The sequence below is a fragment of the Bacillus sp. ABA4_010 genome (assembly GCF_056159105.1).
On the sequence record NZ_JBSWUN010000004.1, the window covers coordinates 76,351 to 100,714 of the forward strand.

The following is a 24,364-nucleotide window of genomic DNA, read 5'->3' on the forward strand; positions in this document are numbered from 1 at the left end:
CCTTTAGATAAATAAAGAATGACGTAAAGACTTGATTCGTCTTTACACTCAACTGGGCTTTAAAAAACTTACAGGTGTATATTTTCTCAAACAATAAAAAGCTTACCCTCAAAGAAACTACTAATTTTTTTGAGGGTAAGCTTTTTTATACTATTACAACAAGTTGACCTAATGCGTTGCCATTTTTAAGATCGAGTAGACCCTTCTCTCAATTGTTCAAGTGAAGAACAATTTTTAAGAATACCTTAAGGTAAAGCAAGTATACTGATAAGATAAAGAAAAGTTTATGAAGAAGTGAGGGTACCATGAAAATATTAATCGTTGAAGATGATCCGATTCTTTCAGAGACCATTGTTGAATCGACTAAGTTATTATATGAAACGGTTCAATCGTTTGATGGAGAAGAAGGGCTCTATTTAGCAGAGCAAAATATTTATGACATTATAATCTTGGATGTAATGCTGCCCAATATGAACGGCTATGAGGTTCTTAAGGAATTGAGAGCGAAAGGGATTATGACACCCGTTATCTTTTTAACGGCAAAGGATGGTATTGATGATAAAATCCAAGGTCTCCGTTTAGGGGCAGATGATTATTTAGTGAAACCGTTCCATCGGGAAGAACTTTTACTTAGATTAGAAGCCATTGTTAGACGAACGATTGGGGAATTCAAGGAAAATAGTGTTGTATTCAAAGACCTTAAACTAAATATTAAAACGAAAACAGCTATGATAGGTGAAGAACCAATCAAGCTTAATGGCAAGCAATTTGATTTACTGGAGTATTTAATTAATAACAAAGAAACCATTCTGACAAAGGAACAGATTTTTGATCGGATTTGGGGATTTCAATCGGATACGACGAATACGGTGGTGGAAGTGTACACAAGTCATATTCGAAAAAAGCTTAAACCGTTTAACTATGATCAATATGTAAAAACATTTCGGGGACTAGGTTATATGTTGACTGAAGAAGGTCATGAAAATGAGTAAGAAAAAAATATTGGCGAAGCAGCAGTTTACATTTATGCTTTTCAATTTTGTTGCTTTTACAGCTATTTTTGCGATATTTGGTGTGATTATTTTCAGTCTTGTTCAAAGCACTCTCTATACGAAAGCAGATGAAGAGCTTTTATTTTTCAAACAAAAAATAGTAGAGGAACCATATCGAGGATTACCACCCAATCCTCCGTCTGACCGTGTAAATCGAGATCAAGATAATCCGCCTTTGAATCCAAGGATTATTGTGCTTGATTGGAATAGTGAGGGTGAAATTGTTAATCAAGAACAAATCGGTACCCATTTCTATCAAGGGTATTTACAGGAGATAGAATTCAGTCTGGAACCGCTGGATGAAATCACTAGTATTAGCCTGAATGATCAATATACATTTCGGTCGTTGTCCTATAAAAATGAGGAGAACCATGATGTTCAGTATACTCAGCTACTGATTAGTATTGATGCAGAGCGAAACTTAATCGAGAATTTTGGATGGATTTTACTGTTATGCTCTGTTGTGAGTATTTTTCTTTCCATTACAACAAGCTATCTTCTATCTAAAAAAACAATGAAACCCATTATTAAGTCATGGGATCGTCAGGCAGAATTTGTTGAAAATGCCTCACATGAGTTAAGGACTCCGTTAACCATTATTCAAAATAAACTTGAGCTAATGCTGACAAAACCAAATAACAAAGTTGTAGACACTTTTGAAAGTATTGCCCTTAGTTTGTCTGAAACAAGAAGACTGTCTCAATTAACATCAGACCTACTTACACTTGCTCGTGCGGACTCATTAGAATCTCAATTGAACATCGAGACCTTTGATGTGGATGACTTCATTTATAATGTGTGTCAGCCTTATATTGAGATTGCGGAAATGGATGATAAAAAAGTATGGCTGCATTTAAATACGAAGATTCAAATTGCGGCAGATAAAAGCAGAATTCACCAACTATTAGTTATTCTTCTGGATAATGCTTTAAAGTTCACAACGGAGAATGAAAGTATTGGAATCAAAACCTACCTGGAAGGCAATAAGGTCGTTTTGGAAGTAAGTGATACAGGGATTGGAATTAGTGAGGAAAATAAAGAACGGATTTTTGAACGCTTTTTTAGAGAGAATAAAGCGAGATCAAGAGAAAAAGGCGGGACAGGTCTAGGACTAGCTATCGCGCATTGGATTGTATCAAGTCATCAGGGTACGATTAAAGTTCTAGATAATAATGGAAATAAAGGAACTATTTTTCAAGTGAAATTACCGAGATAAGAGATCACAAATATGTGGTCTCTTTTTTATTTTACAGTCTTTGTCTCGATGAAGGTGCTTGTTCTATTGTAAAAAGTTTGTGAAGTTTTTTTAAGCGTTTTTTAAGGTTCATGCCTAATAATGTAACCATGGACAAATTAATAGAAAGGAGCATCGAAGATATGAAAGCAATGACATTGAATGGAGTACAAGGTCGTACGGAACTCAAACATGAATTATCAAAAATGGATTGCTACTTGCTTCGTAATCGATTGAAGCATGTGATGGAAATCGATCCTTATGCGAATAAAGATGGTAAATATCTCATTAGAAGTGTATACTTCGATAATTTTGATAATAAAGCACTCACACAGAAAAAGGAAGGTTATTACGAACGTGATAAATTTCGAGTTCGGTTATATGACTATAACACAAGCCTTCTTAATCTTGAAAAGAAGAGTAAACGTAACAATTTAACGTACAAGCAGAAATGTCGAATAACGGCTGATGAATATGAACGAATGAGGGTCGGAGACATTGACTGGATGGAGTACGATGAACGATCCCTGATACGAGAATTATATATTGAAATGAAGTTGTATCACCTAAAGCCGGTAACGGTGGTTGATTATGAGAGGGAAGTTTTTATTTATCATTATGGAAACGTAAGGGTCACCTTTGATAGTGATATTAAAACTAGCTTTCGAAACAATGATGTGTTGAACGTTGATTTACCGATGATTGAAACAAACCCTGATATCGTTGTTCTTGAAGTTAAATATGATGAGTTTTTGCCAGATGTCATCAAAAAGCTTCTTCAAATTGGGGATAGGCGAAAAGGAACATATTCAAAATATCAGATAAGTAGAATGTATGGGTAATGTTTACCCACCTTATAATCGATGACTTGGAGGAATAGAAATGGAAAGTTTAAGCTTTAATGATATTTTTAAATCGAACATTTTAGAAAAAACAACGAGCTTTTCGATTGTTGATTCTATGGTTGGGTTAGTGGCAGCGTTTATTTTAGGTTTATTAATCTATACAGTCTATAAAAAGACATTTTCAGGTGTGATTTATTCACATACCTTTAATATCTCCCTCATGATTATGACGATGGCAACAGCCCTCATTATTATGGGAATCTCTTCTAACGTTTTATTATCACTTGGTATGGTTGGTGCATTGTCCATTGTCCGTTTCAGAACACCGATTAAAGATCCGATGGACATTGTGTACCTTTTTTGGGCAATTGTAGTTGGAATTTTATGTGGAGCAGGCTTTATTCCATTAGCTGTTCTGGGCTCCATTCTAATTGGTTTAGTGTTAGTTTTATTTGTGAACAAAATAAAAATTGAAAATCCATTTTTATTAGTTATTAAATATGATGAAAATTCAGTTGAAGAATCCGTAGAGCATATTGTCTCACGTCATGCGAAAAAACATACAATCAAATCGAAGTCTGTCTTGCCAGGCAACCATTATGAGATTACGTATGAGATACGTATAAAGGATGATAATCTGGGATTCCTTACGAATCTTTCAGATATGAAAGGCGTGCAATCGGCAGTTATGATCAGCTATGATGGCAATTTTACTGCTTAATCAAATGGAGATTCATTTTATGGCGGCAGGGGATCTTGCCGCCATTATTAATCAACTAGGCCTTTTTTTCTCTGAAAAGGAGCAACGTAGTAAAAATGAACCTGACGTATAAAAAAGGAAAAAGAACAACAAAAAGTTTGTTTCCTTAAACGCTAGGTGAACAAATGTAATGGAGGTGTGATGATGCCTATTAAAACGAGATGGATTCTTTCCATCATGTTTGCTGCGATTTTATTTGCTATAGGGTCGATCTACTTCGTTCAAAAATTTGAACTTGAAAGTGTAGATTCACCTTATTCCTATAAAGAAAAGTTATTTGATGAAGAGGCTGTTTCCACAATTGAAATCACCATCGATGAGGATGATTGGGAGGATATATTAGCTAATCCGTTGGATGAGGAATATAAGGAGGCTTCAGTTACGATTAACGGTGAAGAAGTCTCTAATATAGCCATTCGAACAAAAGGGAACTCTTCCTTAAGTTCCGTAGCGAGGGATGAAGAATCAGAGCGGTATAGTTTAAAAATAGATTTTAATTACTATAATTCTACCCAAAGCTATTACGGTTTAACGAAGCTGAACTTAAATAATAACTTTAGTGATACGACCCAGATGAAAGAGTTTGTCTCTTATGAATTAATGGAGCAAATGGGAATTACAGCACCTGTTCACTCTTATATGAAGGTCATGGTCAATGGAGAGTATTATGGCCTCATGCTTGGAATAGAAGCAATTGATGAAACATTTATTGCTGCAAATTATGGTACGACACAAGGATATTTGTACAAGCCAGATGGTACCGGAAGTGACCTCGTTTATATCAGTGATTCTCTTGAAGACTACGAAGGAATTGAAGTGAAAATGAATGAGGAAACGGTCGAAGATTCGGAACTAATTTCCATGATCAAAGCAATAAATGATGGTGAAGGGTATAACGAGTACTTAAATACAGATGAAATGCTTCGTTATTTTGCCATGAATACAGCCCTCGTTAGTCTTGATAGCTATCAAGGACAGTTAAAGCATAATTATTATTTATATGAAGATGAAAATGGTAAATTTTCAATTCTGCCTTGGGATTATAATATGTCATTTGGTGGGTTTAATAGGGGAGGAAGAGGAGGCCCCCCTATGAATGTTAATGAAAATGCCCCAGATGGATCAGAACCTGCACAGAATACGACACCTCAAGCGGAGAATGTTGATCCAACTCCAATGCCAGAGCGTCCTCAAGTTGATGGAAGGCAGGAACAAGGGAATGGTCAAAGCAACCCAGCAATGATGCCACAAGAAGGCAATCAACGTGGTGGAGGCATGATGCCTGCAGGAGATTTATTGAGCGAAGATACCATTAATTTTAGTATTTACCAGCCGGTTTCAGGTACTTCCTTATCAGAACGTCCGTTACTAAACGTATTATTAAGCGATGAAACGCTGTTTGCACAGTATGAAACGTATGTAGAACAAATCGCAACAGAAGTTTTAACAGAAGAAAATGTAGCAGCAATCACAACGAAGCTAGGAGAACTGTTAGAGCCCTATATTGAGAGTGATCCATCTAAGTTTTTCACTACTGAAGAGTTTTTAGAAGGTGTGAGTGGTGATAACAGTTTACCTGAGTTTGCCAAACAGCGAAGTGAATCGATTTTAGCCCAATTATCAGGAGAACTTGTTGTGGAAGCAGACGAGACGACTACTAACATGTCAGAGATGGAAGGGCGAAATAGTAATAGGGAACAACCTCAGAACGGTGCTCCCCCACAAATGAATGAAGGGATGTGGGGTGGACTTGACATTAATTCCATGACAGAGGAAGAATTTGCTCAATTTTTAGAGCGAATTCAATCAGGAAATCCGCCTATTTCATTACCAGAAGATTTTGATTCCATGACAATGGAAGAACAAAAATCTTATCTGATTGAAAATATGGAAGGTATGGGTGGAACACCAGCTACAGGTGATGGCAACGATAATAGAAAAGATCGAAACCAACCAATGATGAACAATGAAGCGAAGGAGTCAGGAAGCGAAGAATCAACTGGAGAATATACGAAAGCAGATGTTTATCTTCTTCTTGCCTTGTTAGGAATGACAGTTATTGTAATCACGATTATTCGTCGAATTGGTCGATGAATTAACGCCGGATTCTGGTGAAATAGACTAGAATTCGGCGTTTTTTTTAAGTTGAATCGTTTATCAATCCAAGACAAACATCTTACAGTAGCCTACCTTTTTCCATATAGTATCCATCAACTTTAATCTATGAAAGACATTAGTAAAATAAATACTTTCTTTAAAGATATTAAGGTGAACCGCACTATTAGCTCATCGGATTATCTTCAGTTTTATACTTGTCAAGGTGCTTCGAATCATTGTTCCTTCTAATAAGGGGAGCTACCAAAAATCTTAATATGCTGTATTTTGAAATCTGGAATTTTTGAATCTCCTAAAAGAAAATGACTTACTCCCACTATTCAATCATTTTGCTGTGCTTTGTATGGAGTTTCAAATTTATGAGAATTGTAATGTATCTAAAGAAGCAGAGGCATATGCAAATGCTGTATCTGCAGTTTAGTTAAGTAGAAAAAAACTGTATGATTCAGTAAATAAATTTTTTAATTCAGTATAAAATGACTAAAAGCCCGTGCACATTTTAAATCGTGCACGGGCTTTCAATCACTCTATCGATTAATTTCGAATGAGGTAGTCAAATGCACCAAGAGATGCGTTTGCGCCAGATCCCATTGAAATAATGATTTGTTTATAAGGGTTGTTCGTACAATCCCCTGCAGCAAACACGCCAGGAATGTTTGTTGCGCCATGATTATCGACAACAATCTCACCCATTTTATTACGTTCGATTGTGTCACCTAGCCAATCTGTATTTGGTACTAAGCCAATTTGAACAAAGACGCCGGATAATTCAATATGACGAACTTCTCCTGTATCGCGCTCAATGTAGCTAATCCCGTTTACTTTATCAGTTCCAGTAATTTCTTTTGTTTGAACATTTTTTAGAACTGTTACATTTGGCAAGCTGTATAGACGTTCTTGCAGGACAGAATCAGCTTTTAACTCTGGCATAAACTCAAGAACGGTTACATGTTTTACGATTCCTGCCAGGTCAATGGCTGCTTCAACACCAGAGTTTCCGCCGCCAATAACTGCGACATGTTTTCCTGTAAACAATGGACCATCGCAATGAGGGCAATATGCTACGCCTTTATTTTTAAATTCTGCTTCGCCAGGAACGCCAACATTGCGCCAACGAGCCCCTGTTGAAAGGATAACGGTCTTACTTTTCAGAACAGCACCGTTTTCCAATTCAATCTCAACAAGGTCTTTCTTTTCTAAACGTTTTGCACGTTGTAGATTCATGACATCAACGTTGTACTCTTTCACATGCTCTTCAAGGCTTGCTGCGAGCTTAGGACCTTCTGTGTATTTAACACTGATGAAGTTCTCAATACCGACTGTATCCATCACTTGACCGCCGAAGCGCTCAGCTACAATACCTGTGCGAATTCCTTTACGTGCTGCGTAGATAGCGGCACTTGCACCTGCTGGTCCGCCTCCAACAACAAGAACATCAAATGGCTCTTTATCATTAAATTCGGATGCATCTGGTGTGCTGCCTACTTTAGCAAGGATTTCTTCCACTGACATACGGCCACTACCGAAAGATTCACCATTTAGGAACACAGTTGGTACAGCCATAATATTTTTGCTTTCTACTTCTTCTTTAAATGCGGCCCCATCAATCATCGTATGGGTAATGCCAGGATTTAAAATGCTCATTAAGTTCAGTGCTTGAACTACATCAGGGCAGTTGTGACAACTTAAACTGATGTAAGACTCAAAGTGGTACTCGCCCTTAATGTTTTTAATTTGGTCAATGACTTTTTGCTCAACTTTTGGAGCTCTTCCGCTTACTTGAAGTAGAGCCAATACTAATGAAGTAAACTCATGTCCAAGAGGAATACCTGCAAAAGTGACTCCAGTGTCTTCGCCGATACGGTTGACACTAAAGCTAGGTGTTCTCTCTAATTGTGTTTTCTCAACTTTAATGTTCGGTGACATAGTGGCTAATTCGTCTACTAGAGCCAGCATGTCGCGGGAAACATCATCAGCCCCTGCGCTAACTTTAAGCAGCACATCGCCCTCCATCATTTGAAGATATTGGGCTAATTGTGCTTTAATTGTTGCATCTAATAACATGGAGGACACTCCTTAAATTTTTCCTACAAGATCAAGGCTTGGCTTAAGTGTTTGAGCGCCTTCTTGCCATTTTGCTGGGCAAACTTCACCTGGGTTGTTGCGAACATATTGAGCAGCTTTAAGTTTGCTCACAACTGCGCTTGCATCACGACCGATGCCGCCTGCATTGATTTCAACTGTTTGGATGATGCCGTCTGGATCGATGATGAATGTACCACGATCAGCAAGGCCTTCTTCTTCGTTTAATACATCAAAGTTGCGAGAAATTTTTTGGGATGGGTCACCAATCATTACATACTCGATTTTACCAATCGCTTCTGAATGATCGTGCCATGCTTTATGTGTGAAGTGTGTATCAGTAGAAACAGAGTATACTTCCGCTCCCATTTCTTTTAATGTAGCATATTGGTTTTGTAAATCTTCAAGTTCAGTAGGACACACGAATGTGAAATCTGCAGGGTAGAAGCAAATAACGCTCCACTTACCTTTTAAGTTTTCTTCTGTAACTTCGATAAACTCTCCGTTGTGGTAAGCTGATGCTTTGAATGGTTTTACTTCAGTTCCGATTAAAGACATAATTATTTCCTCCTAGTGTGTTTTAAAATTTATAAATAGTAAATGTGGGACAAGTTGTCCAGATCGTAGATAACAAATTATCATTCGCTTTTAATCATAATTCGTTATCTAAAATAATTCTAATTCAAAAATAATTATTGTATAAATCTTGGTGTTTTGTCAAGGATAAATTTTTAATATTTTCTAGAGTATCATTACAAAAAAATCGTTTTAGTTGAAAAATGGGGCAACTATTTTATGTAGGAAGAGTACTTTGAGGTTTTCAATTAATAGGATTGGTTCTCAATTAATAAGTATTTTTAACCGTAGTGAGGAACTGTTTTTCAAATACTATAGTGGATACATTTAAACGAGAAAATAAGTACCGACTGGATGTTTGCACGATGAAAAGAGAGTTGGTGCATATTTTAAATACATTAAAAGATTGAAAAGCTTTTTCCTGCTCATTCTATAAAAGTATTGCAAAATCCTTCTAATTACCTAATAATGATAATCAATATCAATTAATGTAGTATGGAAGGAGATATCAATGATTAACAAATTAGTGAAACATATGATGGTGATTGTATGTTTTTTCGGATTTAGTCATTTGACGGTCCATGAAACAGAAGCAGCAAAAGAATTATCCGAGCAACCATATATAGATTTTTCAAGTGACCGTTCAACATGGTTTTTCCGAATAGACGGGGGAAAGAATAATGTAGCTTTCTTTGATTTTTTCTCTCCCTTCGACCCAACGGTAAAAGTCGGTGTCTATGACCCGTTAACAATGTATGAATTGGATCACACGTATTACGTGGGACAAGATGGGGCTCTTATGATTCATCTTGAGGATGTAAAGAAATTATACGCTCCCTACTTTGATTATGAAGTATCTGAAGGTGAGTTGCACATTCGTCATACGGTTTATGACAAGCTAGTGACAGCAGGATTTGGGGAGAGGGCCACAACAATTGAATATACGAAGAAGGTGTGGGAGCTTTACCTAAATAGGAAAGCAGATGGTAAAATGAACGCTGGTGTGTATGATTTCCGTGAGTACTTGCCTGTTCAGGGTGGAAGAAATAAATCTGCGATCAATCCCGTTGATATAAACAAAGAGCGCAGCATAGAAAATCAGCCTTTTACTTTTTCTAAAGGAGCTGTTGAGATAAAGGATGGCGACTATTATGTTCCGCTTGCAGAAGTTATGGAACTGATGGGAAAAGTGAGCTTTCAGGAAGAAGGGTATTTGACTGTTCAAGCAAAAGAAATGGCGGATGTCACAAAGGCTGTGGACCGTTCAGATGAAGACATAGAGGTGAGTGACGTCGTGGTTCCGAAGCCTTCTAATCCATGGCATGGAGGGTTATGGGAAGAAGTCGAACCTGACTATACATGGGCAGACTACATGAATGATGTAGCGGATGGAAAGCGCCGGACAGGATGGTTATGGAAGTCGTTCTATATGGCATCAGGAGATGGGTTTAAGGATGAAAACGGAAATACAGTAACTCTTGAGGCGAATCGCATCGTTCCATTCTCTTTGTATATTCCCACTAATTACGATGCGAATGAAACAAGACTTACATATATGCTTCATGGAGGTACAGGGAACGAACATACCCCGACCTATCGACTGATGCAACATGATTTACCGCTTGAACAATATGCTGAAGAATATAATTACATCTTACTTTCCCCTAACGGATGGACACAAGACCCGGTATGGAGACAAAATCAGGCACTTTATTCGTTTGAGCAATCGTTTGAACAAACGCTAAAAGAATTCACGGTAGACCGTGAGCGTGTATTCATTACAGGGAATTCCCTTGGAGGCAGAGGGACGCTTGAGCTTGCTGCCCGCTTTCCAGACCGATTCCGCGCTATGGCTCCAACAGCTCCGAAAATTACGGATAGAGCGGAAGGTGGAGGCACGGTAGTAAATATTGAAGGAACAGACTATGATTTAAGTGCGGTGAAACACCTTCCTGCTTTCGTTGTACAAGGGACAGCTGATACGACTACCTCGTTTAAAGTACAAATTGGTAGCGAAGAAAAACCAGGGTCCATTGTGTCAGCTGTCATGCCAAAACTGCAAAATGCACAATATATTACGGTTGAACGGGGAGATCATACGTATTCTTACGCGGCTGTGCTTGGTGCCATATTTGATTTCTTTGAAGCCCAACTTGCATCTGTACCATCAGAAAAACCATTCGAGACCTTGTATCTCTACAAAAATAGTAATAGTGCCCGTCTTGATGAGGAAAAGACCAAACTTGCATTTCCTGTGCATACTGTAGATGAAACGACGATGATTTCAATCCAAGACTTGGAGAGTCTATATGAATCACGTTTGAACGTGTATCCTGTCCATCTTTACGATAGTGATCCTAAAGGACCTGCAGATTACTGGACCATCATTAGCAATGGTCAAACCTTGAATTTCACGGTAGGAGAGACGGCTTATCGTCGCAATATGGAGCGCTATCAAGAAGAAGCCAAAGTGAGCGGAAGTGGTGCACCGAGTGATAAGAATGAACTTACACCCGCCCCTCATTTTTCTGCGGCTCCTTATGAGCAAGAAGGACAAGTGTATGTACCTGCAGAGGAAGTGCTTTCTTCTCTCGGCTTAGATGTTCAAGTATCCGAGCAAAGTGTGTGGGAGAAGAATCGTGTAGCGTTTCTTACGGTAGGAATGTTTTTAGTACTATTAGTGGGTGCGTTCTTTTGGTTTAAACGCTCTCGGCATAGTCGTATGGATCAGGAAGTGGTTGAAGGTTTATAGATGATTCAATGGTACAATTTTAAAAAGCTGACTCTGTGTGTTATAGAGTCAGCTTTTTAATGTATAGAAATAGACATTCAAGTGAAGGAGAGTCCAACACTTTCCTGATTACCATTCCTTCGGTTCATAATTCAGTTCTCTAAATAACTGAGTCCGCTCTTTTTTAGACAAATCTCTCCATTGTCCTGGGGGAAGATTGCCTAGATGAATGTTCATAATTCGAACTCGTTGCAGTCGGTACACTTCATATCCTAACTCGGCGCACATGCGGCGAATTTGACGATTAAGTCCTTGTGTTAGTGTGATGCGAAAATCGAATTTCGATAATGCTTCAACTTTACAAGGTAATGTAACCGTATTTAATATTTTAACCCCTTCGGACATTTTTTTCACAAATTCCGGGGTAATGGGTTTGTCCACAGATACGATGTACTCTTTTTCATGCTTATTTTCCACACGTAAAATTTCATTTACAATGTCGCCATCGTTCGTTAAAAGGATTAATCCGTCTGAATCTTTGTCCAGTCGTCCAATGTTGAAAATTCTTAACGGGTGGTTCACTAAATCGATAATGTTTCCTTTGACTCCTTTTTCTGTCGTACTTGTAATGCCGACAGGTTTATTGAGAGCGATGTACACATTGTTTCGTGCAAGCCTTACAGGAGAGCCGTTTACGCGCACATCATCGCCCGGCTGTACTTGGCTGCCGATTTTGGCTGGTTTTCCGTTGATGGTGACTCTTCCTTCTTCCACAAGTTTATCTGCACCACGTCGAGATGCTTTTCCAGCCTCGCTAATATATTTATTAATACGCATAGTAACACATCCTTAAATGGAGGGTGGTTTTAGTTGATATCTAACTATACCTTATTTTTGAGAGTGAATCAAAGCCTTATGGGGCATTCTAATGGGTTCTTTTAGGGGCTGTTCCGAAGTGGATTTAATAAGGTATACTAGTTGGATTGACGGGTTTTAAAAGCATTTTTTTCACCATGCTAAACAAACATTAAAAAAAGTCCGAAACATACAATGTTACGATTAATTTAAGCTAACAGCAGAGAGTGGCTTATTGGAGGATATAGATGATAAAGATAATGGCTGATTCAACATGTGATTTATGCGACGAAGTACTGGAACGGTACAATATAAGCTTGGCCCCGCTGACCATTAATATGAATGGGAATGTCTATAAAGATCGAGTAGAGATAAAACCAGATGACTTTTATCAAATTATGAATCAGTTAGACGAGTTTCCGACAACCGGTATGCCGAGTCCAGCAGAATATTTACACATCATGAACAAGGCGGTTCAAGACGGATATAAGGAAATATTGTGTATTTGCATGTCTAGCGGAACGAGCGGAGCGTATCAATCAGCTGTTATCGCAAAAGGGTATTTTTATGAGCAAACCCCTCATTCATCAATTAAAATCCATGTAGTGGATTCAACCTGTATGAGTCATGGAAGCGGTTGGCTAGTGTTAAAGAGCGCCATTATGAGGGAGCAAGGAGCTTCCTTTGAAGAAATTGTGAATTTCAATGAAATGTATAAAAGGAATGTGAAACACTTTCTTTCGGTCGATGATTTAAATCATTTGATTAAAAGCGGCAGACTGACAAATGCAAGCGCATTTATCGGGAAAATTTTAATGTTAAAGCCGATTATGACCATGAAGGCTGGAAAAGGAGCAATTGTGGCAAAGGAACGAGGAACGAAAAAGGTTCTTCAGCATTATGTCAGCGAGTTCTGCAAACGAAATGATAAGGAATTGACGGAATTTATTATCATCGGCTATACATCAGACCAAAAAGTGGCGGAAAGTTTAAAGATGAAAATTCAAACGGAAACTGATTTTTCAGGCGATATTTATATGATGCAGATGGGAGTAGCTGTCGGCACCCATGTTGGATTGGGAGCGATTTCGATGTTTTTCGTAGAAAAAAGAAAATAGAGGTTCAGTAGTACAAGACCTTCTGAATGGTTGCTTCTGTTAGAGGATTTTAGATGAATCGATTTAAAAAATTCGGCATGATCAAACAGCGTCATGCCGAATTTTCTAGACATAAGCAGATGACCTCTAACGATGGATGATTTCTTTATTGATGAGACGGATATATATAATTTCCCTAAAGTAAGTCTAGTATTATATAATCATTCCGTAGAATATTTTATGGTTCTTTTGTCATTTAGTTGCTCGGGTAGGGAGGGCATAAGGGCGGGGAAATATAGTTAAGAAGAAGGTGAATAGAATGGAAGAATTAAAACGATGCATGGAAAAGGGAGCTTTTTGTCCAATCTCTCTTCCGAAATATAGTCGTACTTTTAAAATACTGTTTTTAGTATCAGTTTTAGCCGTGATTATGTTAAATTGGTTTTTTGACTCGCCTCTTTTGCTTAGTTTATATGCCTACCCAGTCGTATTTATATCTATATTTACACCATCGCTCCCAAAGGTTTTTTTCCTGAATTTTTTATTGCTTGGGTCACTATTTCTTTTCAAATCGCCTGATCCAATCATGATGCTTGTAGTAGTAGCGTTAATTTTATTAATGCTGATTGTCAAACGAGTGGTGACAGTGTCATTACATAACTATCGTGGGAAAAAGGATCAAGAGGAAACGCTATTAAATACGGTTTTGACGTTAGCCAAAACCATTGATACGCGTGATGCGTATACCGCTTTTCATTCAAGTAATGTGGCCGAATATGCCCGTAATATAGCGAAACAATTAAAACTGCCGCAAACGGAAGTAGATGCGATTTACTTAGCAGGACTGATCCATGATATCGGCAAAGTTGGAACACCAGATGCTATTTTGCAAAAAGAGAGCAGGCTAACGGATGAAGAGTATGAGATTATAAAAAAACATCCGGAAGATGGGTTCCAAATCGTAAAGGGTATTAAAAGGTTTGAAGAACTAGGCATTTCAGATATGGTTCGCTTTCATCATGAACGTCCGGATGGTCGAGGCTATCCTCTTGGTTTGAAAGGGGAGGAGATTCCGCTAGGAGCTCGTATATTAAGTGTCGCAGATTCCTTTGATGCAATGACGACGAATCGTTCTTATCGACAGAAATTATCAATTGAAACAGCTGTGGATGAATTAAGACGGCATAGTGGAACACAATTTGATCCAGCTATTGCCAATGCTTTTATTCAAGTATTAACGAAAGAAGGCAAGCTAAAGCCAGAAGAGAAAAGATTTTTGTCCGCGCAGCCTGTATTAGCTAAATAACGTGTATTTGTACACATAAGGAAAAGGACTTGTCGATGATGACAGGTCCTTTTCTTTGTTTTATCCTGCTTTTTCTTCCAGCTCACCTATTTCCCTCAGTTTTCGAAAACGACTGTAAAAGACAGCGGTCATGAGAAGAGAACTTATCCCGAAGATAAGCGTCATGTACGGCAGGCCGATGGCGTCTAACATGAAACCTGTTAATAAAAGAACGACTTGGAAGCTTAAACGGTCCAGCATGTTACGGAAAGAAAAGAACCTTCCGTGGAACTCTTTTGGAACTTTTGTTTGAAAAATCATAGAGGCAGTCGGAAAAAAACACCCTACAGCAAAGCCGAATAAAAGAAAGGCGAAAACCGAGATAAAAGGAATATGAGCAAAGTAAAGCAATGATTGAGACAAACCAATCATGAAGGAAAAGAAAAACAGGACTTTATATGGTGAAAAGCTATGCCCAATTTTTTTGACGAAAAAAGCACCGAGCATAAAAGCAATCCCTTCTGTAGTGTAAATCCAGCCTTTAATGGCAGAACTGTTTTGAAGTTCGCTAATGTTGATGACCATTAAGTTAAAGCCACCAATAAATAGAAGGGGAACAAGTGTCAATAAAAGGGTCATGAACACAATTGGCAGTTGCTGAATGACAGGGAATACATCTTGAAAGCCTCCCCCCGCTGAAGCTGATTTTTGCTCTTTCGGTAATGAAGTGGTAGATTCATCGAAGCGAAAAAACCACGTGAGAATAAAGAGTCCGAAATAAGCAATTAGTGATAAAACGTACAACATGGAAAGTGGCATAATCACAAGTAAAATACCGGCAGCAGCAGTTCCAATAATACGGGATAGGGTGGAGACATTCATATGAATCCCATTCAATTGCAGTAAATCCTTTTCTTCAACAATAAGAGGAATGACGGCTTGTAAAGCAGGAAAATAAAAAGCGGCAGATGTTTGGATGAAAATTAGAAAGACAACCATCCACCAAACAGAACCTGTTTCAATCGCCACGAGCATAAAGACGACACTGACAGTTCGAACAAATCCAGCAACAAGCATAACGGTTTTTTTGCTGATTTGGTCTGTGAGTCTGCCGGCAAGTGGACCAAAAGCAATCCCTGCAAGGAGTCCAGCAGCTAAAATGACGGACTTTAAAAAATCTGACGGCACTTTGTCTTGCATGAATTCAAGGTTTCCGATAATGCCAAGCCACAATCCTAAACCTGCGATAAATTCCCCTGTGAGTAAAATCCATACGTTTTTATTTGTCCACATGTGAATAAGCCTCGCATTCTTTTTATTTCGTCTCTCTAAAAATAAGAGGCTCTATTATTGTAAAGGATTATGATGAACTATTACAGGTAGAAAAAGACGATATGTGCTGTCTTTCTTTTACATGATTCAACCTAAACTGGTAACGATAAGGAAGATATATTTTAAGGGAAGGGCGGTATCACATATGGTATCTTTTCAACCAAACTGCTGGTCAGAACATGGGGAACTAGAAGTGGTCATGCTTTGTTCTCCTTCAAAATTAGATGTGCCGGATTTGAAGACAGCTGAGGATGTGCAATGGAGTGCTCCGGTTAACCAGGAACAAGCATGGGAAAACCATGCAGAGCTTCGAGCTGCTTTAGAACATGCAGGTGTTCAGGTCATCGATTACGGTAAAGAACTGTCAAAAGAAGACCAAGCATTAAGTGAACAGCTCATTAATCGTTTTTTTGTTCGTGATCTTGCGTGTGTATTCGGGAATGTTGTACTGCCTGGGGAAGCAGGTATCTCCATGAGGAAACCCGAGTATGTACAGGCCCACTTACTCATGAAAAAGTGGTTTCCGGACGCTTTTTTATTAGGGGAAAATAATGATGTCAAAGCGTTGGAATTTGGCGATGTGCTCATTTTGAACCGAGATGCGGTTTTTATCAATATTGGGATGCGGACAAGTGTAGAAAGTGTAGAAAAGGTGAAGGATCGAATTTTTGAGGCCGGTTTCTCAGAAATTGGTGTCATAGATTTACCACGCCGTTCAGATACACTTCATTTAGATATGAATTGTAACGTCGCGAATGCAGACTTAGTCATCTCTAAGAGTTATTTACGCTATTTCCCGGTCAATGTTTTAACAAAAGATCTGTCTCGTTACGATATGCCAGAGACATTCTTGAAGCGTCATGGATTTGAAGTGTACTGGGTGGATGAATACGAAACGATTCCAGATATTAATTTTCTTAATATCGACCCGGAAACTTTACTAATTAGTAAAAATGCTCATAAGCAAATGTTAAAGCAGCACCCAAAATTGATGAAGAAGAAGTTGATTGAAGTGAACGTGAATGAACTAGAGAAGGGAGGGGGCGGCATCCGCTGCATGACATTGCCGTTTCGCCGTAAATCGTTGAGCTAAAGGAGGAAGCCTTTTGGGATCATCAAGCAGAGAGAAAGGAAGCATGACATGGTGGCAATTATCCCTTCTTGGGGTGGGATGTACAATTGGGACCGGCTTTTTTCTTGGTTCCAGCCTTTCCATCGAAAAAAGCGGGCCGGCGATATTGATTCCTTTTATATTAGCGGCCATCGGAACATATATTGTATATGATGCCTTGGCTGAAATGTCTGCTGACCATCCGGTAGAAGGCTCTTTTCGTTCCTATGCGAAAGAAGCGTTTGGAAGGTGGGCAGGATTTAGCAATGGCTGGATGTATTGGATATCCGAAGTGCTTATTATGGGGAGTCAGCTCATTGCGTTAGCCATTTTCACACAATTTTGGTTTCCGGACATTCCGCTATGGATATTTGCTGCCATTTATGCCGTTCTCGGCCTTCTTGTGTTATTAACCGGGATGCATGGTTTTGAACGGATTGAAAATATCTTTGGTGTCGTCAAAACAGCTGCGATTTTCATGTTCATTATCGTGGCGGCCATTGTGATGTGGCAAGGTGGAGGCGAAGCGGGAACAGAAGACGCATTGACTCAAAATTACGAAGATTTTTTTTCAGAAGGTATTAAAGGGATGTGGCTTGCGCTCCTTTATGCGTTTTATGCATATGGAGGCATTGAAGTGATGGGGCTGTTAGCTATTGATTTAAAAAATCCAGCAGAAGCCCCGCGCTCAGGCAGGGTGATGATTATTGTGCTGACGGTCATCTATGTCGGCTCTCTTGCCTTAGCCTTATCCCTTATATCATGGGAGAAATTCCATACGAAAGAAAGTCCTTTTATTACCGCACTCAAACCGTATGACTTGCCGTACGTCGCCGATGTATTAAACGGCATTCTTATTATTGCCGGCTTTTCTACGATGGTAGCGGCCCTTTATGCTGTCATTACGATGCTCATAACATTAGCGAATGATCAAGATGCTCCCACTTTTTTAAATAAAAAAGGGAAGTGGAAAGTGCCGATTCCTACATTCTTGTTTACAGCAGGAGGTTTGCTTGTGTCGGTGATTATCGCGCTCTTATTGCCGGGAAAAATTTTCGAATACATTACCACCGCCGCCGGTCTCATGCTCTTATATAATTGGCTTTTTATTTTATGCACCCATTGGAAACTGATGAGATTGTCCGGATGGAGGCGGGGGAAGAATCTAGTGGGCATGTTTCTTATTGTAGCGGCTGTCTTAGGAACAGCAGGTGAACAAATAAGCAGACCCGGCTTGTATGTGAGTCTGCTGTTCTTGTTAATGATCGGTTTGGCGACCATCATAATGAGAAAAAGGTGGAGAGAAGCGGACAGCCTTTCTTAACAACAGTATCATTTATTTGAAAGAAAAGCGGATAGTTTGCTTTTCATGCGCATAAATGGACATTTGGAAGGGGTCGTCTCGTCATCGCTTAAAAAGTATTGCTTCCATTCATGATTGTCTTCTTGTCCGTACCATTTTAAATCAGGATGGGCTGGAATGCCGTCATAATCAACAAGACGATTTCGAATTGCTTTTTTCATTTTGCGTCCAAATACGGTAGAATCATTAATTTCCTCAAAGACCCATCGTGGCTGGAAGGCCATTAAAAAACATGGGAAGTGCCGGCTTTTTCGTATTTCATGAGCCGGGGTAGCGCAAAAACCAAAATACGGCTCGCCGTCAAAACAAAATTCCCATTGGTGGTCAGCGGGATCTGTCGGGATATGTTCCGGCCACTCTTTCTCATCGAATGCGGTAACACCATTTAATACGGTCCAAAATAACTCTCGGTAATCTTCCACATTGTATTGGTGAAGAACTTCTTCCGGCGTTTCAAAAAAGACAACCAATGACGCATATTTTCCTGTGTCTCGCGAACATAAGCCGTACGCTCTTAAGGCATGGGCGAGCTCTTGTAACGACTCGGACTTGCGCGGGTCTCCTACAAAGCTGAAACGTAGATTATTCGTGAGGAAGCCTTGTCTTCCTGGAATACATGGATACGTATTTTCCTTATCTCCGATGGTTGCAGAGAAAGCCTCGTACGCGGATTGCTGCCATCGGTCAAGTGTGCTGAAGTGCTCTTCAATCCAAACTTTATCCAAAATAGTTCCCATTTACGTCTCCTCCTTCATTACACCATTACACTATTAAGGAAGACGTAAATGGGTGACTGTCTCGGTTGGATTAGTTGAAAATAAGGATGAACGCTTCATATCCAAAATAGAGTCCAAACCCGATGAGACATAAACCTGCACCGATCGAAATCCACTGCAATGCCCTTGAGCTCATAAATCGTTTAAACCCGCTTGCAATTCCTGCCATGAAGACATCCCAAATAAAAATGCCAAGAAAAATTCCTCCGCTGTATAAAAACAATTCGGTATGACTGTATGTACTGCTTGTTTTGGCGAGCACTGAGCCGTAAATGCCAAGCCAAAATAAAATGTTGAGAGGGTTAGAGATGGCCATGAAAAAGCCAGAGCGAAAGGATTTACTGGGAGATTCATGGGTGGAGGTATTCGCTTGAATCGGTTGTTTCGATGTGATAATGCTTTCAATTCCTGTGTAAACTAAAATGAAAAAACCAAATAGCCATAGAAAGGATTTCATAAAAGGAGTAGTTAAAAATTGGGCTACCCCAAAATAAATGAGCAACATAAAAAGAACATCGGCAAACATAGCACCGATTCCAATTAGCCAAGCGTGAAAAAATCCGTTATGAATCCCTTTGTTTAACTGAGCCGCATTAATGGGACCGATGGGCGCTGATAATGAAATTCCCAATAGCAAGTAACTTAAAAATGCATTCATGTTCTACCTCCTACATAAATTAAGGGTACTTGTACTATTGTATTCACCTAGATGACTTGTACGACTTCTATTTTTACAAGAGAAAACCGTTCGAATGGTTTCGTTGGAAAGCATAAAAGGGTGAAAGGAAAGTACCGAAACTAGATAGGTTTCGGTCTTCCTTTTACCCTTTTGATTGAGCACTCTAAAACATTATCTGTCGGACTTTTGTTCAAGAAGTTTAATAATCTCAATGATGACATTCGTTGCTTGAATCATGTTATCAACCGAGATGTATTCAAACCGTCCGTGGAAATTTTCGCCCCCTGTAAAGATATTAGGAGTAGGTAAGCCCATATACGATAATTGAGATCCGTCTGTTCCGCCTCGAATAGGCTGGACAATCGGTTCAATATGTAAATTGGTCATAGCCTCATAAGCCGTATCGACAATTTCTTTCTTCGGTTCAATTTTCTCTCTCATATTGTAATATTGGTCGTTCATCTCCACCATCACACGCTCTTGTCCATATTCTTCTTTCAGTTCATCTGCCACCTTCAGAAGAAAATCTTTTCGTGCTTGGAAAGAAGTACGGTCAAAGTCTCGAATGATGTAATGAAGAACGGTTTGCTCCACATCGCCTTCGATGGAAAGCAAATGATAAAAGCCTTCATATCCTTCTGTATGTTCCGGTGCTTCATTTGCTGGAAGTCTTCGTTGGAACTCCATTGCAATTTTAGCAGAATGAATCATTTTGCCTTTCGCTGTTCCGGGGTGAACATTTTTTCCATGTATCGTGACCTTTGCACCAGCTGCGTTAAAACTTTCATATTGAAGCTCCCCAAGCGGTCCGCCGTCAATCGTATACGCGAAATCGGCTCCAAACGCAGCTACGTCGAATTGGTGAGGGCCTCTTCCAATTTCTTCATCAGGAGTGAAAGCGACCCGGACTTTTCCGTGCTTCATTTCAGGATGCTGAATGAGGTAATTCATTGCGGTCATAATTTCGGCAATACCGGCTTTATTGTCGGCTCCAAGCAACGTGGTTCCATCTGTTGTGATGAGCGTATGACCTTTATATTGTTTAAGCTCAGGAAATTGTTCAGGCGACAAAATGACCTCGAGCTCATCATTTAACACAATATCATGACCATCATACCCTTCCACAATTTGTGGCTTTACATTGGCACCTGTGAAATCAGTGGCGGTATCTAAGTGAGCTAAAAAGCCAACTGTTGGAATAGGCTTGTCGGTATTAGCAGGTAAAGTAGCCATCACATATCCATTTTCATCCATTGTGACATCTTCCATGCCGATCGCTGTTAGTTCTTCGACTAACAAATTGCCTAATGCAAGTTGTCCCGGTGTAGATGGACATGTATCACTTTCGGCATTTGATTGTGTATCCATTCGGACATAAGTAGTGAATCGGTCGATGATTTCTTTTTTCATGTTTTCCACTCCATTCATAGGCATCTTACTTCTAGTTTGAATTATGGAATATAAAAAGAAGGGGTAACAAAAAAGGAAAAGACCTCCTTTTTCGCTACTCCCTTTTGTCTAAAGAAGCTAGTCCTTACAGTTTAAACGAGCTTTTTAGTGACACGATGAGATTAAATACAGGACGTTCTTCCGTCGTGTGCTTTGGATCTACATTAAAATACCCGTGTCTAAAGAATTGGAATTTATCTTGTGCTTGAATGTCTTTCATGTTTGGCTCAATAAAGCCGTTGACCACTTGCAAGGAGTTTGGATTTACATGGTCCAAGAACGTTTTTTCTGTCTCGCCCGCTTCCTTTTCTTCCTCGTTTTCGTCTAAAATGAGCGGCTCATATAAACGGAATTCGGCAGGAATGGCTTGAGTCGCTTCCACCCAGTGAAGCGTTCCTTTTACTTTACGACCAGTAAAGCCAGTGCCACTCTTTGTTTCTGGGTCGTACGTACAACGGACCTCAATTACGTTTCCGTCTTCGTCTTTAATGACTTCTTCACATTTAATGAAGTAAGCATGCTTGAGACGAACTTCATTCCCAGGGAATAAGCGGAAATATTTCTTTGGAGGATTTTCCATGAAATCCTCTTGCTCAATGTAAATTTCTCTTGAAAACGGGATTTGTCTTGTTCCCATCTCTGGATTTTCCGGGTTAATTTCCGCTTCTAGCATTTCAATTTGACCTTCAGGGTAGTTTGTAATTACGACTTTAAGCGGGCGTAGAACCCCCATCGTACGAGGCGCCTTCATCTTTAAGTCTTCTCTTACAAAGTGATCGAGCATTTGCGAATCAACCGTACTGAACACTTTTGATACACCAAGTTCCCGGCAAAATGCTCGAATGGATTCAGGTGTATAACCTCTTCTTCTTAAACCAGAAATGGTCGGGATACGAGGGTCGTCCCAGCCGTCTACATAGCCTTCATCGACAAGCTGTTTCAGTTTTCGTTTACTCATAACCGTATTTGTTAAGTTTAAGCGGTTGAATTCAATTTGCTGTGGCTTTGTTTGCATTTCGCATTCTTCCACAACCCAGTTATACAATGGACGCTGGTCTTCGAATTCAAGCGTACAAATGGAATGTGTTACACCTTCAATAGCATCTTCAAGCGGATGTGCAAAGCTATACATTGGATAAATGCACCATGTATCGCCTGTGTTGTGATGTGTTGCATGAGAAATACGATAGATGACCGGGTCACGAAGATTGATGTTCGGAGAGCTCATATCAATCTTTGCTCGCAATACTTTTTCGCCGTTACCGAATTCACCTTTGCGCATGCGCTCAAATAAGTCTAAATTTTCTTCGACAGAGCGGTTCCGGTATGGACTTTCTTTCCCTGGTGCAGTTAAAGTGCCGCGGTATTCACGAATTTCGTCAGCAGACAGGTCATCGACATAGGCTTTTCCTTTTTTAATCAGCAAAACCGCTTTTTCATACATCTCTTCAAAATAATCAGAAGCGAAAAATAAGCCTTCCCAATCATATCCGAGCCATTTAACGTCCTCTTTAATAGCTTCTACAAACTCTGTATCTTCCTTTAACGGGTTTGTGTCATCGAAACGGAGGTTGGTTTTTCCTCCAAATTCGTCTGCCAAATCAAAATTCAGCACAATCGACTTGGCATGCCCAATATGTAAATAACCATTCGGCTCTGGAGGGAAACGAGTAATGACATGATCACGTTTACCAGTTTCCAAGTCTTCTTTTATGATATTTCTAATAAAATTCGACGAGTTATGTTCCACAGTTTTCAACCTTCCTCATAGTGATGGGATTCTTGTTTTGCTAGCTTAATTTACCTTTATATATAACATATATAGAATGATTTTTCCATTAAGCATTATATCCGCTAGAGCCTATTGTAACACAATAAACAACAGAATTTTAGTCGAGAAGAACGGGCCTAATCGCAATCCTTTGCTTGCTCTTTTGAAAGAAACATTGGCTCTTCATGCATCTTATTTTTCCAAAGAGGAAGAAAGTGTGCCCCCTAATGGACTGTTTATTAAATAGGTTTCAATGTTTTGCTTCGTCAGCCGTTTGCCAAAATCATCTGGGATATCAAGGTTTGGGTAGTCGATCACTCGATGTGCGACAAGGCGGCCTACATGAGGGTAAAAATGATTTGTATCAAAATAATGACGTAAGTCGTTTGTAATACTGTTGATGTCATTGAAGTGATAAACTTCTCCAAATACATCGACACTTTCTCGAAGCCATCGTTCATAGCCAGCCCTTACAACCGGGCTATCGAGCTCTGTTTTAAAGCGGACGGCCGTGATGGGAGTTGTGAGTGCGATAATATGAGAATTGGGATTTTGCGCTACAATCTGTTCAATGGTTTCTTTATATGTTTCATCATATTCATAGTGTAAGTTTTCGTATCGCGATAATACATCATAAATTCTTTTTTCGGTGGCTTTTAATTCTCGTTTTTCCACATCGACAACATTATCGCGATTATAACTGCGATCGGGGTAATGTTCACCAGAATAGGAATGCGTAATGTTTTCCATTGAAATTTTGAATGTATCCCATGACAGTAAGTTCTTCAGTCGGTAAAAGGGTTCATCGACTTCTTCTATATAACGGTCAATGGGAGCTGGTCTCCCCTGTACATGTATATTTGTATCAAAAAAATCAAGACCAATGACAATAGTTTGAAACGGTTTTCCATTGGCTGCTTCAGCATAGTCAATCATCTTTTGAAATTCTTTTGTAGAGCCCATCGCGACAGCATAGTTAAAAGCATTGTGCCCGACGAAGTCATACTGGTTTACATAAGTCATACGACTGCTTCCGAGAATGAGCGTATCATATGTTTTATCACTGAAAGCTAAATGATTCGTTTTTTGTTGGCGTTCATTAAATGGCTTTTGAATATCGTTAATGCCCAGCTTATGATCATAAAACCAGAGAGGGTCCACGAGGTAATTCACGAACCCGACACTGCCCAGTATAAGCAAGAGAGCACAACTGAACGCGGCGACCCACTTTTTAGACTGTTTATCTTCCAT

At 39.3% G+C, this 24,364-nt stretch carries 19 protein-coding genes; 10 read left to right on the forward strand and 9 right to left on the reverse strand.

Features of this window, described 5'->3' with window-relative positions:
* The first annotated feature begins 305 nt into the window (after window positions 1-305).
* The 5 genes from ACXAEO_RS20055 (at window position 306) to ACXAEO_RS20075 (ending at window position 5,985) form a co-directional block, all read left to right on the forward strand.
* Complete coding sequence (locus tag ACXAEO_RS20055) at window positions 306-992, forward strand: response regulator transcription factor (RefSeq protein ID WP_474884419.1); 687 nt, start codon at window positions 306-308, stop codon at window positions 990-992.
* Complete coding sequence (locus tag ACXAEO_RS20060; RefSeq protein WP_474884422.1) at window positions 985-2,268, forward strand: sensor histidine kinase; 1,284 nt, start codon at window positions 985-987, stop codon at window positions 2,266-2,268. The genes ACXAEO_RS20055 and ACXAEO_RS20060 overlap by 8 nt, the downstream gene beginning before the upstream one ends.
* A gap of 161 nt (window positions 2,269-2,429) precedes the next feature.
* Entirely contained in the window at window positions 2,430-3,128 is a 699-nt protein-coding gene (locus ACXAEO_RS20065; RefSeq protein ID WP_474884425.1) for a polyphosphate polymerase domain-containing protein, read from the forward strand.
* 40 nt (window positions 3,129-3,168) lie between these two features.
* On the forward strand, window positions 3,169-3,852 hold the full coding sequence (locus ACXAEO_RS20070; RefSeq protein WP_474884427.1) for a DUF4956 domain-containing protein: 684 nt from the start codon (window positions 3,169-3,171) through the stop codon (window positions 3,850-3,852).
* A 180-nt stretch (window positions 3,853-4,032) separates the two neighbouring features.
* Window positions 4,033-5,985, forward strand: a complete 1,953-nt coding sequence (locus tag ACXAEO_RS20075) for a CotH kinase family protein (protein ID WP_474884428.1) — start codon at window positions 4,033-4,035, stop codon at window positions 5,983-5,985.
* Window positions 5,986-6,540: 555 nt separating this feature from the next.
* On the opposite strand, the gene ahpF is transcribed toward ACXAEO_RS20075, so the two are convergent.
* Window positions 6,541-8,070, reverse strand: coding sequence for an alkyl hydroperoxide reductase subunit F (gene ahpF, locus ACXAEO_RS20080; RefSeq protein ID WP_474884430.1), 1,530 nt, complete (start codon window positions 8,068-8,070; stop codon window positions 6,541-6,543).
* Window positions 8,071-8,082: 12 nt separating this feature from the next.
* Window positions 8,083-8,646: an alkyl hydroperoxide reductase subunit C gene (ahpC, locus tag ACXAEO_RS20085; protein ID WP_474884432.1), complete on the reverse strand. Its 564-nt coding sequence runs from the start codon at window positions 8,644-8,646 to the stop codon at window positions 8,083-8,085.
* Between the two features lie 529 nt (window positions 8,647-9,175).
* Here ahpC and ACXAEO_RS20090 point away from each other — a divergent pair.
* A complete protein-coding gene (locus tag ACXAEO_RS20090) occupies window positions 9,176-11,416 on the forward strand; it encodes a hypothetical protein (protein ID WP_474884434.1) in 2,241 nt (746 codons plus the stop codon).
* A gap of 108 nt (window positions 11,417-11,524) precedes the next feature.
* Here ACXAEO_RS20090 and rluF read toward each other — a convergent pair whose 3' ends face one another.
* Entirely contained in the window at window positions 11,525-12,232 is a 708-nt protein-coding gene (gene rluF, locus ACXAEO_RS20095) for a 23S rRNA pseudouridine(2604) synthase RluF (protein ID WP_474884436.1), read from the reverse strand.
* A 266-nt stretch (window positions 12,233-12,498) separates the two neighbouring features.
* On the opposite strand from rluF, the gene ACXAEO_RS20100 reads away from it, so the two are divergent.
* Window positions 12,499-13,368: a DegV family protein gene (locus ACXAEO_RS20100; RefSeq protein WP_474884438.1), complete on the forward strand. Its 870-nt coding sequence runs from the start codon at window positions 12,499-12,501 to the stop codon at window positions 13,366-13,368.
* Between the two features lie 298 nt (window positions 13,369-13,666).
* Window positions 13,667-14,653 carry an HD-GYP domain-containing protein gene (locus ACXAEO_RS20105; RefSeq protein WP_474884439.1) on the forward strand — a complete coding sequence of 329 codons (987 nt, stop codon included), beginning with the start codon at window positions 13,667-13,669 and terminating at the stop codon, window positions 14,651-14,653.
* A 60-nt stretch (window positions 14,654-14,713) separates the two neighbouring features.
* On the opposite strand, the gene ACXAEO_RS20110 is transcribed toward ACXAEO_RS20105, so the two are convergent.
* Entirely contained in the window at window positions 14,714-15,925 is a 1,212-nt protein-coding gene (locus tag ACXAEO_RS20110) for an MFS transporter (RefSeq protein WP_474884440.1), read from the reverse strand.
* 184 nt (window positions 15,926-16,109) lie between these two features.
* On the opposite strand from ACXAEO_RS20110, the gene ACXAEO_RS20115 reads away from it, so the two are divergent.
* Entirely contained in the window at window positions 16,110-17,057 is a 948-nt protein-coding gene (locus tag ACXAEO_RS20115) for an arginine deiminase family protein (RefSeq protein WP_474884442.1), read from the forward strand.
* A 43-nt stretch (window positions 17,058-17,100) separates the two neighbouring features.
* Window positions 17,101-18,399, forward strand: a complete 1,299-nt coding sequence (locus tag ACXAEO_RS20120) for an amino acid permease (RefSeq protein WP_474885102.1) — start codon at window positions 17,101-17,103, stop codon at window positions 18,397-18,399.
* A gap of 8 nt (window positions 18,400-18,407) precedes the next feature.
* Here ACXAEO_RS20120 and ACXAEO_RS20125 read toward each other — a convergent pair whose 3' ends face one another.
* From ACXAEO_RS20125 to ACXAEO_RS20145, 5 genes are all read right to left on the reverse strand, one after another.
* On the reverse strand, window positions 18,408-19,175 hold the full coding sequence (locus tag ACXAEO_RS20125; RefSeq protein WP_474884443.1) for a YqcI/YcgG family protein: 768 nt from the start codon (window positions 19,173-19,175) through the stop codon (window positions 18,408-18,410).
* A gap of 70 nt (window positions 19,176-19,245) precedes the next feature.
* Entirely contained in the window at window positions 19,246-19,872 is a 627-nt protein-coding gene (locus ACXAEO_RS20130) for a LysE family transporter (RefSeq protein WP_474884445.1), read from the reverse strand.
* Window positions 19,873-20,064: 192 nt separating this feature from the next.
* Window positions 20,065-21,303 carry a peptidase T gene (gene pepT / locus ACXAEO_RS20135; RefSeq protein WP_474884447.1) on the reverse strand — a complete coding sequence of 413 codons (1,239 nt, stop codon included), beginning with the start codon at window positions 21,301-21,303 and terminating at the stop codon, window positions 20,065-20,067.
* 124 nt (window positions 21,304-21,427) lie between these two features.
* Window positions 21,428-23,092 carry a glutamine--tRNA ligase/YqeY domain fusion protein gene (locus ACXAEO_RS20140; protein ID WP_474884448.1) on the reverse strand — a complete coding sequence of 555 codons (1,665 nt, stop codon included), beginning with the start codon at window positions 23,090-23,092 and terminating at the stop codon, window positions 21,428-21,430.
* A 213-nt stretch (window positions 23,093-23,305) separates the two neighbouring features.
* Window positions 23,306-24,364, reverse strand: a complete 1,059-nt coding sequence (locus ACXAEO_RS20145) for a hypothetical protein (RefSeq protein ID WP_474884449.1) — start codon at window positions 24,362-24,364, stop codon at window positions 23,306-23,308.

What these genes read in the sequence shown, in the direction of transcription:
- ACXAEO_RS20090 (WP_474884434.1), top strand. Translation starts at nt 9,176, where the DNA reads ATGATTAACAAATTAGTGAAACATATGATGGTGATTGTATGTTTTTTC.
- ACXAEO_RS20100 (WP_474884438.1), top strand. Translation starts at nt 12,499, where the DNA reads ATGATAAAGATAATGGCTGATTCAACATGTGATTTATGCGACGAAGTA.
- ACXAEO_RS20115 (WP_474884442.1), top strand. Translation starts at nt 16,110, where the DNA reads ATGGTATCTTTTCAACCAAACTGCTGGTCAGAACATGGGGAACTAGAA.
- ACXAEO_RS20110 (WP_474884440.1), bottom strand. Translation starts at nt 15,925, where the DNA reads ATGTGGACAAATAAAAACGTATGGATTTTACTCACAGGGGAATTTATC.
- pepT (WP_474884447.1), bottom strand. Translation starts at nt 21,303, where the DNA reads ATGAAAAAAGAAATCATCGACCGATTCACTACTTATGTCCGAATGGAT.
- ahpF (WP_474884430.1), bottom strand. Translation starts at nt 8,070, where the DNA reads ATGTTATTAGATGCAACAATTAAAGCACAATTAGCCCAATATCTTCAA.
- ACXAEO_RS20065 (WP_474884425.1), top strand. Translation starts at nt 2,430, where the DNA reads ATGAAAGCAATGACATTGAATGGAGTACAAGGTCGTACGGAACTCAAA.
- rluF (WP_474884436.1), bottom strand. Translation starts at nt 12,232, where the DNA reads ATGCGTATTAATAAATATATTAGCGAGGCTGGAAAAGCATCTCGACGT.
- ACXAEO_RS20075 (WP_474884428.1), top strand. Translation starts at nt 4,033, where the DNA reads ATGATGCCTATTAAAACGAGATGGATTCTTTCCATCATGTTTGCTGCG.
- ACXAEO_RS20070 (WP_474884427.1), top strand. Translation starts at nt 3,169, where the DNA reads ATGGAAAGTTTAAGCTTTAATGATATTTTTAAATCGAACATTTTAGAA.
- ACXAEO_RS20145 (WP_474884449.1), bottom strand. Translation starts at nt 24,364, where the DNA reads ATGGAAGATAAACAGTCTAAAAAGTGGGTCGCCGCGTTCAGTTGTGCT.
- ACXAEO_RS20120 (WP_474885102.1), top strand. Translation starts at nt 17,101, where the DNA reads ATGACATGGTGGCAATTATCCCTTCTTGGGGTGGGATGTACAATTGGG.
- ahpC (WP_474884432.1), bottom strand. Translation starts at nt 8,646, where the DNA reads ATGTCTTTAATCGGAACTGAAGTAAAACCATTCAAAGCATCAGCTTAC.
- ACXAEO_RS20060 (WP_474884422.1), top strand. Translation starts at nt 985, where the DNA reads ATGAGTAAGAAAAAAATATTGGCGAAGCAGCAGTTTACATTTATGCTT.
- ACXAEO_RS20055 (WP_474884419.1), top strand. Translation starts at nt 306, where the DNA reads ATGAAAATATTAATCGTTGAAGATGATCCGATTCTTTCAGAGACCATT.
- ACXAEO_RS20105 (WP_474884439.1), top strand. Translation starts at nt 13,667, where the DNA reads ATGGAAGAATTAAAACGATGCATGGAAAAGGGAGCTTTTTGTCCAATC.
- ACXAEO_RS20130 (WP_474884445.1), bottom strand. Translation starts at nt 19,872, where the DNA reads ATGAATGCATTTTTAAGTTACTTGCTATTGGGAATTTCATTATCAGCG.
- ACXAEO_RS20125 (WP_474884443.1), bottom strand. Translation starts at nt 19,175, where the DNA reads ATGGGAACTATTTTGGATAAAGTTTGGATTGAAGAGCACTTCAGCACA.